The 14,537-nt window shown below is 55.7% G+C and carries 10 protein-coding genes; 7 read left to right on the forward strand and 3 right to left on the reverse strand.

Annotated elements, in window-relative coordinates; all coding sequences use genetic code 11:
• The first annotated feature begins 14 nt into the window (after window positions 1-14).
• The 7 genes from IPM31_00215 to IPM31_00245 are packed head-to-tail and all read left to right on the forward strand — an operon-like array spanning window position 15 to window position 11,786.
• Complete coding sequence (locus IPM31_00215) at window positions 15-2,450, forward strand: GAF domain-containing protein (protein ID MBK9005396.1); 2,436 nt, start codon at window positions 15-17, stop codon at window positions 2,448-2,450.
• A 20-nt stretch (window positions 2,451-2,470) separates the two neighbouring features.
• Window positions 2,471-6,247 (forward strand): GAF domain-containing protein, encoded by a 3,777-nt coding sequence (locus IPM31_00220; GenBank protein ID MBK9005397.1) that lies wholly within the window; start codon window positions 2,471-2,473, stop codon window positions 6,245-6,247.
• Window positions 6,248-6,275: 28 nt separating this feature from the next.
• On the forward strand, window positions 6,276-8,171 hold the full coding sequence (locus IPM31_00225) for a hypothetical protein (GenBank protein MBK9005398.1): 1,896 nt from the start codon (window positions 6,276-6,278) through the stop codon (window positions 8,169-8,171).
• Window position 8,172: 1 nt separating this feature from the next.
• Window positions 8,173-9,831 (forward strand): pyridoxal-phosphate dependent enzyme, encoded by a 1,659-nt coding sequence (locus IPM31_00230; protein MBK9005399.1) that lies wholly within the window; start codon window positions 8,173-8,175, stop codon window positions 9,829-9,831.
• Entirely contained in the window at window positions 9,828-10,226 is a 399-nt protein-coding gene (locus IPM31_00235; GenBank protein ID MBK9005400.1) for a response regulator, read from the forward strand. Before IPM31_00230 ends, IPM31_00235 begins: the two co-directional genes overlap by 4 nt.
• Window positions 10,223-10,606 carry a response regulator gene (locus IPM31_00240; protein ID MBK9005401.1) on the forward strand — a complete coding sequence of 128 codons (384 nt, stop codon included), beginning with the start codon at window positions 10,223-10,225 and terminating at the stop codon, window positions 10,604-10,606. Before IPM31_00235 ends, IPM31_00240 begins: the two co-directional genes overlap by 4 nt.
• Before the next feature lie 4 nt (window positions 10,607-10,610).
• Window positions 10,611-11,786 carry a threonine synthase gene (locus tag IPM31_00245; GenBank protein ID MBK9005402.1) on the forward strand — a complete coding sequence of 392 codons (1,176 nt, stop codon included), beginning with the start codon at window positions 10,611-10,613 and terminating at the stop codon, window positions 11,784-11,786.
• 144 nt (window positions 11,787-11,930) lie between these two features.
• Here the strand turns inward: IPM31_00245 and IPM31_00250 are convergent, their stop codons facing one another.
• From IPM31_00250 to IPM31_00260, 3 genes are read right to left on the reverse strand one after another with little or no spacing between them, the layout of a single operon-like run.
• Window positions 11,931-12,611 (reverse strand): MBL fold metallo-hydrolase, encoded by a 681-nt coding sequence (locus IPM31_00250; protein ID MBK9005403.1) that lies wholly within the window; start codon window positions 12,609-12,611, stop codon window positions 11,931-11,933.
• The gene (locus tag IPM31_00255; GenBank protein MBK9005404.1) at window positions 12,604-13,725 is read right to left on the reverse strand and encodes an MFS transporter; all 1,122 of its coding nucleotides are present in this window, start codon (window positions 13,723-13,725) and stop codon (window positions 12,604-12,606) included. The genes IPM31_00250 and IPM31_00255 overlap by 8 nt, the downstream gene beginning before the upstream one ends.
• Complete coding sequence (locus IPM31_00260) at window positions 13,722-14,501, reverse strand: alpha/beta fold hydrolase (protein ID MBK9005405.1); 780 nt, start codon at window positions 14,499-14,501, stop codon at window positions 13,722-13,724. Before IPM31_00260 ends, IPM31_00255 begins: the two co-directional genes overlap by 4 nt.
• Window positions 14,502-14,537 lie beyond the last annotated feature (36 nt).

Below are 14,537 nucleotides of genomic sequence, written 5' to 3' on the forward strand. Positions count from 1 at the left end.
CAAGGAGTCATGAAATGAACTATTCAACACCCGCCTTTTCCGAAGATACCCTGAGGCGAAGACGCAATGCCCTCATTGCGACCGGTCTCTATCTGTTCGCCAGCGTCATCGTAAGCGGATATCTACTGCTTCAGTTTTCTCAAGACCCTTCCTGGCAGATCAAAGTCGCAACGACCACGATGCTTGCCATGTCTATGGCGTGGGTCGTCTCCTTGTATATGATCTGGCGGGGCCGCATTGAGGCGGGAACCTGGCTCACGGTGGCGGTTTCGCTTCTGGGAGCAGTCGGCGTTATCGCTTCCATCTCCGGTCTGGGCGTGATATTCCTAATAGGCTCGGTGTTTCTCTGCGCCATAGTCGCCATCGAAACGTTGCAGACCCGCCAGACAGCGATGATCGTCACAGGCATTGCGGCGGGCTTGCTCTTCATCTTGATGGACGCGTTTCTTCCGTGGGAGCGCATTAGCGCCGCAGGGATTCAAGCGCTGATCACCTTTATTGTCCCTGTGCCGATCGCGCTGTTGGCTTTTATCATTTTCCGTCAGTTCCGCAATTACTCCCTGCGGGTTAAACTGATCTCGTCCATCGTCTCCGCCACAGTAGCGTCCATCGTGATCTTCTCGATCGTTTCGAACAGCATTACAGCCACGCTGATTAACACGCAAGTGGAACGTAACATCAACGCCCTGGCTGATTCAAGCGTTCGCGATGTGACTAACGCCATCGACAGCAACCTCGACTCGCTTAACGCGCTAGCGCTCAATAAATTTCTCCAGGAATCCGTAGCGCAAGAGAATCCCGTTCGGTCGCCGGATAGCGGCGAATTCCAAAGCCTCGATGCGCGCTGGGGGCGCGCGCTCGACAGCGATCCGCTGATCCAAAACGTGATCGCCGACGATCTATCGGCGGAGTTCAGAAATATTCAATCCGTCTTTCCGCAGTTCGTCGAAGTTTTTGTCACAGATCAATACGGCGCAATCATATCGTCCAGCGACCGCACGTCCGATTACTATCAAGCGGATGAGGACTGGTGGCAGGCGGCATGGAACGACGGCAAGGGCGGCGTCTACATCGGCGAGCCGGCATTTGACGAGAGCACCAATACGCTTGCCATTCAAATGGCGATCCCTGTCGCCTCGCGCAACACGGCGGGCAAACCGATCGGGGTCTTACGCGCCACAATCGACATCAACGAATTGGCGGCGCTTGTTTCCGCCAATCAATTCGGCAACACCGGCAAAGTGGAAATTATCTTTCAAAATAATCAACTATTGGAACATGGAGAAACGACCTTAGGGACGATGGACGCGCAAACGGCGTCTATCCTTGACGCGCTATCAGGGGGGTACGCGCAGGTGGAATACGAAGGCGCGCCAAGTTTGGTAAGTAAAAGACCTGTTGTCGCTCCGCTGTCGCCGTACAAGGAATACATTGGCCGGCTCGGCTGGCTCGTCGTGGCGCATCAAAACCTTCAGGAAGCCCAGTTACCCATCACGACGACCAAAAACGCCAATATGGTCGTGGCGATCATCATTGTGGTCGTCATGACGGCGGTCACAATGGGTATCGCTCAATTTATTTCCAACCCGCTTGCGCGTCTCACCGCCGCGGCAGAGAGAGCGGCAACCGGAGACCTTTCTGCCCAGACGGTCATCGATTCGAAAGACGAGATCGGCATACTCAGCACGACGTTCAATACGATGACGTCTCAACTCAAAAATATCCTCGGCGAACTGGAACAGCGCGTGACAGCCCGCACAAAAGACCTCGCGGTCGTGGCTGAAGTGAGTGCCGCCACCTCTTCCATTCTGGAACCTCAAAGGTTATTACAGGAAGTGGTAGACCTGACCAAAGAACGCTTCCATCTCTATCACTCTCACATTTACCTGCTCGACGATGAAGGCAAAAATCTCATGCTTGCCGCCGGGGCGGGAGAACCGGGGCGCATCATGGCGGCAGAAAAGCGCTCGATCCCGCTAGACCGCGAACAGTCGCTCGTCGCCCGCGCCGCTCGCGAACAAAAAGGCGTTACCGTGAACGATGTGACTCTGGCGCCCGATTTTTTCCCCAACCCCCTGCTACCCGATACGCGCTCCGAATTGGCGGCGCCGATGATCGTCGGCAATAAATTGATCGGCGTGTTCGATATTCAGTCCGATCAAGTTGGGCGCTTTACAGATTCGGATGTGAACATTCAGACCACGCTTGCCGCGCAATTGGCAACTTCCATTCAGAACGCGCGCTCGTTCGAGCAATCCAAGAAGCAGGCTGAGTTCGAAGCGCAAGTCAACCTGATCGGCAGCCGCATCCAAAGCGCCTCATCCATCGAAGAAACCCTGCAGACCGCCATCCGCGAACTGGGGAAGGCAGCCGGCGTTTCGCGGGTTAGCGCAAGCCTCGCCAAGCGGCTGGAAGCTGGCAACAATCACGACGGTCGGAACCAATCATGACCCAGCCGCGGAGAACCCTCATGTCTCAAATGAATCAAACAATCAACGGAATCAAGAATAAGATCGCTCTCGGGCGCTGGCGCAATCTCCGGTTGCGAGCCAAGATCATTCTCGCCCTCTTGGCGATTGAAATCCTATCCATCAGCGCGCTAACTTTTTTTGCTCTTACGAGAGCGTCAAAGATCATAACTTCCATTTCCGACAGGTATGAGAACAGCGTCGAAGCCCAGACCGATACGCAATTAACCAACCTGATTAATACGGAGGCGTCTAACGCCGACCAGATTTTCTCCTTGACCCAACACAATTTGATTAAATTGGCAGACTACCGGGCGCAATTGGCGTCGCAAGGACCCGTTTTGAGTCAAGGCGCGTATTGGGACTCTCGGCAAGAAGTTGTTCTGTTGCCCGGCGGTCAATACACGAACTCACGAAACGATCCGGGCACCGTGCTGATCCCAAGTACCGTGCAGGTGAATGACGCGATATATGACGATATTAATATTTCCGCGTATCTTGATTTTGCAGCCCCAAAAATCCTGGAAGATCAGCCGGAAGCGGTGGCTGTTTATTACATTGGCGCGCTTGGGTACAGCGCCTACTACCCCAACCTTGATCTGGCATCCTTCGTTCCTGCAGACTATGATGTTCGCACGGAGCCTCTCTACACCATCGTCACCCCACAGAACGACCCTGACCGGAGCGTCCGCTGGACCGAACCGTATCAAGATCAGGCAGGTACCGGATTGATCGTAACCGCATCCGCGCCTGTATACAATGAAAGAGGCGTTTTCCAAGGCGTGATGAGCATCGACTTGCACCTGGGGCGCATTGCGCAGAATATCTCCCAAATTAAAGTCGGCGACACCGGTTTCGCCTTCCTCGTGGACGACACGGGGCACATTCTCGTCATGCCGCCGGAGGGCTACCCCCTCTTTGGTTTACAACCCGAAGAAGTGCCGCTCGGAGAAACGCCAACGCAAACCGTTCTCGATCGCGGCTCAGAAGAACTGCAAGCCCTCACAACTCAAATGACAGACGGCAAGTCCGGGCTGTCTATCGTGACGATCAACGGCGTGGAATCATACATGGCGTTCACGCCGCTGCAAACGGCAGGCTACAGTTTGGGAATCATCGCGCCGGTCAGCGAATTAAATACAGCCATCGCAAGTTCTCGCCAGGAAGTTCAAAACGAGACAAAGGCCTCTTTATGGATCGCGGCATTCATTCTCCTCGGTCTCTTGATCGTCGCCACCGCCTTAAGTTTTATCACCGGTCAATTTATCGCCGCGCCGCTTGTCCGCCTGACACAAACGGTGGAACAAGTCTCAGCGGGAGACCTTTCCGCTCGCGCCAAGGTCGAATCGAACGATGAAACCGGCTCTCTGGCGGCTGCGTTCAACTCTATGTCGGCTCAATTGAGCGAAAGTTTCGCCACCCTGGAACAGCGCGTCGCTGATCGCACCCGCAACTTGGAATTAGCGGCAGAAGTGGGGCGCGCCGTCTCTCAGGTGCATGAACTCGATGTGATGCTGAGAAACGCTTGCGACCTCATCTTGAAAGAATTCAATCTGTACTACGTACAGGTCTACCTAACCGACACCAGCGGTTCCACTCTCATACTGGAAGCGGGCACCGGCGTCGTTGGCGCTCAACTGGTTGAACAAGGTCATAGCCTGCCCATCAACATCAACTCGATCAACGGGCGCGCGGCAACCGAAAAACGTTCGGTGGTGATATCCGACACCCTCCAAAGCGCCACATTCCGTCCTAACGCATTACTGCCGGAAACGCGCGGCGAAATATCGGTGCCGCTGATCGTCGCAGGCAAGGTGGTGGGAGCGCTCGACATGCAGTCGCGCGCCCCGGGCGTATTGACGGAAGAAATATTGCCCGCTTTCGAAGCGCTGGCGGGTCAGTTAGCGATTGCCATTCAAAACGCCAACCTGTTGGAAGAAACGGAACAAGCCCGCCTTCAAGTGGAAGCGCAAGCCCGGCATCTCATCCGTGAGAGGTGGGCTGAGCATCTGGATGCCATCCACGAGCCGGAACAATTCGGCTTCGTATTCAGCCACGACACTGTGACGCCGCTTTCAGAAGCGGATGAAACCCAACCGGCAGAGGGCGCGCAAGCCGTTGTAGCCCCGATCGCATTAGCGGGTGAAGCGCTTGGGTCCCTGGTGGTCGAACTGAACGACGATGACCGCCGCGAGCATACGAATGAATTAGCCAGCGCAGTTGCCCGCCAGGTGGCGCAACAGATCGAGAACCTGCGCCTGCTCGAAAACGCCGAGCGGTATCGCGCCGAGGCGGAAGAAGCCGCCCGCCGCCTAACCCGCGAAGGCTGGCAAACCTACGCCGAAAAAGCCAGCGGAAGCCTGGGCTATGTGTACAATCTCAAAGAAGTCCTTCCGCTCAACGGCTCGTCGTTCGAAGAGGCGGGCGCGGCTCTGCCACTGAAGGTGCGCGACGAAGTGGTGGGCAAACTTGCCGTTCAAGGCTTGGATTCAAGCGATGCGGAATCGATTGAACTTGCCAGCGCCGTCGCGGAGCGCCTCAGCGCGCACATTGAGGGTCTGCGCCAATACGACCAGACGCAATCCGCGTTGGCGCAATCGGAAAAGTTGTTCGAAGCCAGCCGCCGCATTACGCAAGCCGCAGACTTACAGGAACTGACCGCGGTCGCCGTCGAGGCGATCAACATCCCGGTCATCAACCGCGCGATCATGGGGAGCACAAATTTAAACGCGGAAGGCGAGGTGGAGAGTCTGGATGTTATCGCCAACTGGTGGAACGGAACGGGGCACGAGGCCACGGAGGTTGGCGCCCATTATTCCATCGAGGTCGTGCGCATGATGAAGTTATTTCTCAGTCCGACGCCTTTGTTCTTCGACGACGGCTTCGACGATGAGCGCGTTGATCCCGTCACCATGCAACTGGCGCAACGCTTGAACCTGCGCGCGGTGGCTATTCTGCCCCTGCACGTTGGGTCGAAACAACTCGGCGTGCTAATGTTGGAAGGCGAAGAGCCGCACAACTTCACCGAAGAGGAAAAACGCCTGTTTGTGGCGTTAGGTCCGCAGATCGCCACCATGCTGGAAAACCAGCGTCAGTTCGAACAGACGCAGGCGTCTCTGGCAGAAACGCAAACGCTTTACCGCATCAACGAAGCCATCGGCGGCGCAACAGAACTCGACGTGATCTATCAAACCGTGGCAAAATTATCCTGCGACGAGCTGGGATTTACGGGATCGTGGATCGCGGTATACGACCCCGCAAGCGAGACGTTACGAGGCGTGGCAGGTGAAAACATGCCGGCAGAGAGAATCACAGCCAGCCTGTCCATAAACGAAGCCACGCCTGCCACGCTGGCGGCAAAAATGCGCCACATGGTGATGGTGAACAACCCCGAAAAAGACGAGCGGATGGGAGGCATACCGCCGGAGGTCCTGGCAAGAGTGGGCAAGGCGCTTTCCATGCCCATCATGGCTGGGCAGGAATTGCTGGGCGTGATTGCCGTAACGCGACATCGGAGCATGGCAGATCTCGGCGAACGCGAAGAACGCATGTTGCAAGCGATTGCGACCCAACTCGCCACCGTCATGCAACGCATTAACCTCTTTGACCAAGTCCGCAAGCAAGCCGAACGCGAAGCCATGTTGAACGTGATCAACCAAAAGATCCAGAGCGCCACCAGCGTGGAAGCCGTGTTACAAATTGCGGCTCGCGAATTGGGAACCGCGCTCGGCGCGCCGATGACGGTCGCCCAATTAAGTTTGAAGGATAAAGCCTCTTAGCAGGAATCTACTTGCAGGAGAGAGACCGATGACCGACAACAAAGCCAAACAACGGGTAGAAAAGTTGTTCGCAGGGATGGAACGACCAGACTCTTCGGAATCGCCGAAGAGGAATGGGCACGGCGAACCCGTAGTGACCGCGCCTGCAAATGGCGGAGGTTCGCAATCCAACAAACCCGCTCCCGTTTCGCCGAATGAAAAAGAAGTGGAAGCGCTCAAGGCGCGCATCCTCGAATTGGAATCGCGCCTCAAAGAGAACGAATCGCAAATCTCTTCGGCGCCGCTTCTGTACGAAAAGGAAGAGGTTGGTTTCGCTTACATGGGCGATCAAGTCCTGCCGGTTCGAGGCGACCAGCCCGAGGTCCGGAATGAAGCGAATGTGGTCAAGAGTCCTCTAACCTTTAGCGGAAAGACGATCGGCGAAGTGCAGGTCGCTCAATCGCCCGAACGCCCGTTGACGCAAGACGATATCAAACTGGCGAACACGGTCGCGCAACAAGCGTCGCTTCAGATCGAGAACCTCCGCCTGCTCGCCGCCGCCGAACGCGCGCGCGCCGAAGCCGAAGATGCGACTCATCAATTCACGCATCGGAATTGGGCGAACTTCCTCGACGCCATTCATAACAGCGAACGCATCGGTTACGCCTACGACCAGGCGGCCGTGGAACCGTTTACTCAACCCGCGCCCACACAATACGACCATGAAGAGATCATGCAAGTGCTAGACCAGCAGGTCGGCAGACTCTTCGTCAAAGGCAACGGAACATTTACAGAAGAGGATAAAACGCTCGTCCAAGCGATAGCCAAACAGGTCGGGCAACAGGTTGAGAATATCCGCTTATTGGCGGATGCCTCGCGCGCCCGCGCCGAAGCGGAAGAAGCCACGCGTCGCCTCACGCGCCAGAACTGGGATAGTTACGCCCAGCAAGAAGGAGCCGCAACGGGCTTCGTGTACGACTCGATCAAGGTATCGCCGATGGCAAATGAAACGATCGCGGCGGCTGTTGACCTGCAACAACCTTTGATGGTGCGCGGCGAACCGATCGGACAACTTTCCGTCTCGGGCTTAACAAATGTTTCGGAGGAAGCCAAAGAACTTGCGGCATCCATTGCCAAGCAAACAAGCATCCATCTCGAAACCTTGCGCCTGACCGAAGAGTTGCAAAAACGCGCCCAGGAGTTGAAGGAACTCGACCGCCTTAAGTCCGCGTTCCTCGCCAACATGTCGCATGAGTTGCGCACGCCGATGAACTCGATCCTCGGTTTCACAGATGTGATGCTCGAAGGCTTGGACGGCCCGCTGACGGAAAACATGGACAACGACCTGCGTCTCATCCAAAAGAACGGACAGCACCTCTTACACCTCATCAACGATGTGTTGGATATGGCAAAGATCGAATCGGGCAAGATGAACTTGAACCTTGAGAAGTTCAGAGCGCACGCCCTGCTGGATGACGTGGTGAGCATTACCTCGACGCTGGCGGCTGACAAGAAACTCTCGCTCGTCATTGACGACGCGTCGGATCAAACCATTGAAGTCTATGCCGACAACACGCGCTTGCGGCAAGTGATGATCAACCTTGTGAACAACGCCATCAAATTTACCGAGGCGGGCAAGGTTACGATCTGCGCAAAGCCCGTCGCCGGAGCGAGAATCTTGATCTCGGTCAAAGATACCGGCATCGGCATTCCGCAGAACGATCTTGAATCGGTGTTTCAGGAATTCACACAAGTGGACGTATCCACCACGCGCAAAGCGGGCGGAACGGGTTTGGGTCTGCCGATCAGCCGCCGTCTCGTTGAAATGCACGGCGGGCGCTTGTGGGCTGAGAGCGCCGGCATCCACGGCGAAGGCTCGACCTTCTTTGTCGAAATGCCTCTCGAAGCGCGCGTTACAGAAGTGGTAGAAAAACGAGAAAAATAATATGGCAACGCCCAAGTATCTTGAATGTAATCTCTGCGGCAACCAACAGCCGTACGAACCCCTCGTTCCCGCAGTCTGCAAAAATTGCGATTCGCAATGGCTGGAGGCGCGCTACGATTACAACGCGTTCAAGCGCGAAATTTTACGCGGCCTCCCAAACCGCCCCTCGAACATGTGGCGTTATCAGGATGTCCTCCCGCTGAACGACCCCGCCTCGTTGGATCTTTACCCCGCCGGCGGGACTCCCCTCTGGCTGTCGCAGCGCTTCGCTCCGGACCTTGGGCATGCTTCAGTTTACATCAAGGATGAACGCTACGGGCCGACCTCCTCCTTCAAAGATCGTCAGGCGGCGGGAGCCGTGGCGGCGATGGCGGAAAAAGGAATCAAAGAAGCGGTCATCGCCTCCACAGGCAATGCCGCTGTCGCCTATGCCGCCGCATGCGCGCGCGCGGGAATCAAACTCTGGGTCTTTATGACCAGCCTCGTGCCGCAGGAAAAACTGCGCGAGGCGGCGTTATTCGGCGCGGAGGTGATTCGCGTCAGCGGCAATTACGACCAGACCAAACAGATCGCCGCGCAATTCGCGCAACGGCGTCAACTCCTGCTCGATCGTGGCGCATCTTCCATCTCTGCGCGTGAAGCGATGAAGACCATCGCGTATGAAATCGTCGAGCAACTCAATTGGCACGCGCCCGATTGGTACATCCAGGCAGTCAGCGGCGGGTTGGGACCGCTGGGCGTGTATCAGGGCTTCAAAGAATTATTCAACATGGGTCTCATTGACCGCATTCCCAAACTGGGAATTATCCAAGCCGCAGGTTGCGCCCCGATGGTGAATGCTTTCAAAGCCGGCAAAGATTCCGCCGAGGCGGTGATTCCCGAAACGAGCATCATCATTTTATCCACCGGCGATCCCGGCAAAGCCTATACTTATTTATGGAATCTCACCCAGCAGTTCGGCGGCGTGATGGAATCGGTGACCGATGCCGAAGCGTTCGACGCGATGCGCGCGCTTGCCAAAAGCGAGGGCATGGCGGTCGAACCGGCAACCGCCGTCGCCTTCGCGGGACTCGAGAAGTTGATCCGTACCGGCACAATTGGAACCGACGAGAAAGTTGTCGTCAATTGCACCGGTCACACGTTCCCCGTTGAAAAACATGTGCTTGGCGATCAATGGGCAGTGGATGTACACTTGAGCAAAGATCAATCTCCCGCCCCGCGCGAAGGTCTGCAAGCCGCGCTGGAAAATCTGGATGAAAAGGCAACCACTGTCTTGCTCGTGGACGATAACGCCGACGACGCCTTGCTCATCCGCCGTTTGCTCGAAGGGCACAAATCCTATCGCGTCTATCATGCCAAAGACGGCTGGGAAGGTCTCGCAATGGCTCGCCAAAAATTACCCGACCTGATCGTCTCGGACCTCACCATGCCCGGCATAGACGGGTTCGGGTTCGTTGAAGAACTGAAACTCGACCCGCGCACAAAAGATATTCCCATCGTCGTGGTCAGCGCAAAAGACATCACAACCGAAGAACGAAAACGCTTGAACGGTCACATTCAAGCGGTGTATCAAAAAGGCTCGCTTTCCACCAAAAAATTTGTGGACCAGGTGATCCATGTCATCGAAGAATCCAGCGAACCGACAGGAGAGCAAACATGACAGCGCCTATCGTTCTATACATCGAAGACCACCCGGACAACATGACTCTCGTTCGGCGGGTGCTGCAATCGGAAAATTATACGTTGATCGAAGCCTGCACCGGCTTACAGGGAATCCTCCTTGCAGAAACCGAAGAGGTGGATTTGATCTTGCTGGACGTCAATCTGCCCGATATTGACGGCTATGAAGTTGCCCGTCGATTACGCGCCAGCAAAAAAACCAGGCTGGCTGAGATACCCATTGTTGCCGTTACCGCCAATGCAATGAGAGGCGACGATGCCAAGATTCTCGAGTCGGGCTGTAATTTTTATCTATCGAAACCGATTAACATTCAGGAGCTTATAGACACCGTGGAAGGATTAATTCAGTTGGAAGCCCGAGGAGTTAGGTCATGACAGAAATACATAATATTCTCTATGTGGAAGACAACCCGGATAACACCATGCTCGTCAAACGCGCTTTGGAAGCGCGCGGGTACAAATTGTTACATGCGCCGACTGGCATAGACGGCGTTGCAAAAGCGGAAGCGGAGGATGTGAGCCTCATCCTATTAGATATCAACCTGCCGGATATTGACGGGTACGAAGTGGCGCGGCGGTTGCGCGCCAGCGCGAAACGCGAACTGAGTTCGGTGCCGATCATCGCCATTACCGCCAACGCCTTGAAAGGCGACGCCGAAAAAGCGCTGGAAGCCGGTTGCGACGTGTACATGTCCAAGCCGATCAACATCCGCGAATTGTGGGCGCGTGTGGAAGCGTTCGTTCCGACCCCGTAAAATAATGACCGCCTCTCATTTATCTCATCTACTCTGTTCGGGATGCGGCGAGAAGTATTCGCATGAAGATCTTCATACGTTTTGCCCTACATGCCAGTCGCCGCTTCTCTCTGTGTACGATTTGGAAAAAGCGCGCGGCCACGTAGACCGCGATGAGATCACTCGCCGCACACGAGGCATGTGGCGCTGGGAGGAATTCCTCCCGGTGCTCCACCGCGAAAATCAGATCTTTCTTGGCGAAGGCGATACTCCTTTATTAGCCCTGCCTCGTCTCCAACAAGAATTGGGGCTGACGAATCTTTTTGTGAAAGATGAAAGCAGTAACCCGACCGGTTCGTTCAAAGCGCGCGGGTTAGCCGCGGCGGTCTCCAAAGCCAAAGAACTCGGCGTCGAAAAAGTAATCATTCCCACCGCGGGCAATGCGGGCGGCGCGATGGCGGCATACGCGGCGCGCGCAGGCTTAAGGGCGCACATCTTCATGCCCAAAGACACGCCGATCGCCAACATCGAAGAGAGCCGCATGACCGGCGCGGAAGTCATCCTCGTGGACGGCCTCATCAGCGACGCGGCGGGCATGGCGGGCATCAAAGCGCGCGAAGAAGGTTGGTTCGACGTCTCCACGTTCAAAGAGCCATATCGCGTGGAGGGGAAAAAAGTGATGGGCTACGAACTCGCCGAAGCCTTCGATTGGACGTTGCCCGACGTGATCGTTTATCCCACCGGCGGCGGCACGGGTCTCGTGGGCATGTGGAAAGCCTTCGCCGAACTCGAGGAACTGGGCTGGCTCGAAAATACAAAACGTCCGCGCATGGTCTCGGTGCAAGCCGAGGGATGCGCGCCGGTGGTCAAAGCCTTCCAAGCCAAAGCGGAGTTCTGCGACTTCTGGACGAATGCGCAGACAGTCGCTTCGGGCTTGCGCGTGCCGAAGAGTTTCGCCGATCATCTCATCATGCAAGACATTTACGACAGCGCCGGGACCGCCGTCGCGGTGAGCGACGAAGCGCTTCTCGAAGCGCAGGGACAGCTGGCTCGCGCCGAAGGAATCTTCGCCGCCCCCGAAGGCGCGGCAACACTAGCCGCCCTCAAAGATTTGATCGCCCACGGCTGGGTTCAGAAAGACGAAAAAATTGTTTTGTTCAACACAGGGTCGGGATTGAAGTATTTAGATCGCAAAAACTAGCGGCGCGTACCGCAAAGTTCACTTTGCGAAATTAAATTCATGCCGCAGTTGAACTGCGGCATGATCGCGTTTATCTCAGGTTGCAAAGAATCCGTGAATCGCAAGATACTCTTCGACAGGCTCAGAGCAAGAATCTTGCGGTACTTAAAACCCCACAAACGGATTACTCCTCTTCTCCTCCCCCACCGTCGTTTCGGGACCGTGACCAGAAAGCAAACGCGTATCATCGGGCGTCGTAAATATCTGCTCGCGGATACTTTTCACAAGAGTTTCCCAATCGCCGCCGGGGAGGTCGGTGCGGCCGACGGAGCCAGAGAAGATGAGGTCGCCGCAGAAGCAGACGCTTCGACTGCGCTCCCCTGTCGGGTCACTCCGCTCAGCGCGAGGATTGGAGGCGGGAACGTATAAGGCGCAGTGACCAGTTGTATGTCCCGGCGTGAAGCGGATTTCAAAATCCACCGAGCCGAGCCGCAATTTCATCCCGTGTACAAAATCAATCGTCGGTTCAGGACCCGGGTCAATGTCGAATCCAAAATACGCGCCGCCACCGCCTGCTCGCCACAACACATGGTCGTTCGGATGCAACGCCACGAGCGGCAGAGGGTTCAACGCATCGGCAATCACCGCCGCGCCGCCGATATGATCGAAGTGCGCGTGCGTGTACCACAGGTGACCGATGCGCCAGCCGCGTTGTTGCGCGGCATCCAAAATGATTTGCCCATCCCAGGCGGGATCAATGACCGCGGCTTCTTTCGTTTGCGAATCCGCGACGAGATAGGCATTGGTTTGCGCGGGACCAAGAGTGAACGAAACGATCTCAAGCATAGACCAATCTCCGAGGGACGATCATACTGATGATAATGGAAACGCCGATCAACACAAGCGCGAGCGGATAGATCGAAAATGGATTGCTCTCATAGATCAACCCTACAAGAGGCGGGACAAGAATATAGATGATCGAGTTGATTGTTTCGATCACGCCGTAAGTTAATCCCATTTGCGATGGATGAACAAGCGAACGCGCCTGCGCCGCCGCCAACGGACGCGACGCGCGAAAACCGCCGAGCAAAAAATATCCGAGAGCGAGAATCGGCGTCCCCGTTCCGCGCCAAAGGATGAACGCGAACGCGGCGACCATCACCTGCGCGATGACGTATCCGCGATGCGGCTCGACGCGGCTCAGCATGATCGCCATGAGCGAATTGCCCAACGCGCCCAACCCAAACACAAATCCGATGTTTGACAGCGAGAGTCCGCGCGCGTCTTCTAAAAAATTCGGCGTGAGCGGCTGGGCGATGTACATGGCAAAAACGGCGAACCCAATTACCCCAAAAAAATATTTCAGGCGCGTGTTGTCCGATAGATTAAGCGGAGGCGCTTCAGGGTCGTGCTGATCAATCGGCTGGTTTTGAATCAAAAGAATCAGAAGCGATGAAATCACAAAGATTCCCGCCGCGACAGAATATACCGAATGTAAGCCGAAACGCTCGCCGATCCAACCGCCGGTGATAGGACCCAGCGCCATGCCCATGCTGAACGTGGCAGTCGTCATCGAAAGCGCGGCGCTAACCGACCACTCCCCGCGCGCGGCGGTGACATAACTACTGAGCGGCGAAGAGACGAACGCCGTCAAGGCATAACACATCATGCCGACGAGAAACATCGGCAGGTCGCGCGCGAATGCCATGACAATCGTCGAGAACAATCCCGTCAGCCATGCGATGACAAGCAGAGGTCGGCGACCGATGCGATCCGCGAGTCTGCCTGCGGGAATATGCGTGATCGCCATCGCCGCGCCGAACGCGCCGAGGATGAGTCCGATCTCCGCTTCACTGCTCCCCAACTCTTTGAGATAGATGGGCTGGAAATTAAAAAACAACCCTTCGCCGAATCCCCATGTGAGCAGAGCGAGTGCGATAAATACAAGATTACGATTCAAACCTTTCCTCCGATACGCTGGATAAATTCCAGCGCCGACTCAAATACCTGCTGACGAGCCGCGTCTTTCGTGACGACGTGGCCTGATCCGCCAATGGACAGTTTTGTCCGCCCTTCTGCGTTGACCAACTCGGCGTAGATCCTTTCCATGTTTTCGGGCAACACATACGCATCGTCCTTCGAGTGCATGAGCAACACAGGCGCGTGGACATTCGGCAGAGCGGCGCGCATTTCCAGAATCAATTTTTTCAACTCCGCCGTCGAGCGGATGGGGTTTTGCGGATACGAAACCTGCTCACGATATGCGTCCTTGTCGAACCATCCGCTACCGGGTTTGCCTTTTCCCTTGGGGTTATATTTTTTGAAAACGCTGACGAGTTTCAGCATCCAGATCGGATAATCACGCGGCAACGTAAACGGCGTAGACATTGCCACAACTCCCATCACCTTCAACTTTATAGACATCAACAGCGAAAGCACGCCGCCCATCGAAAGCCCGATCAAAATGATGTTTTGCGAAACGCCGCGCAACAGATGATAACCATCTTCGACGGAAGCCATCCAATCCGTGTAACGCGAGCGAACCATATCTTCCGGCGTGGTGGCATGACCGGTGAGCCGAACACCGAGGCAGGTATAGCCATGCTGATTCAAAAATTCCCCCAGCAATCGCATCTCTTTGGGAGCCCCGGTGAATCCGTGAACGAGCAGGCAGGCGGGTTTGGTCGAGTCGCCAAGAAAGAAAAACGGCTCAGCCGTTTGAATGATTTGAGACATAGTTGGAATTATAGACTATCTGAGGCGCATCGATAC

It is taken from the genome of Candidatus Defluviilinea gracilis (genome assembly GCA_016716235.1).
Taxonomy (GTDB): domain Bacteria; phylum Chloroflexota; class Anaerolineae; order Anaerolineales; family Villigracilaceae; genus Defluviilinea; species Defluviilinea gracilis.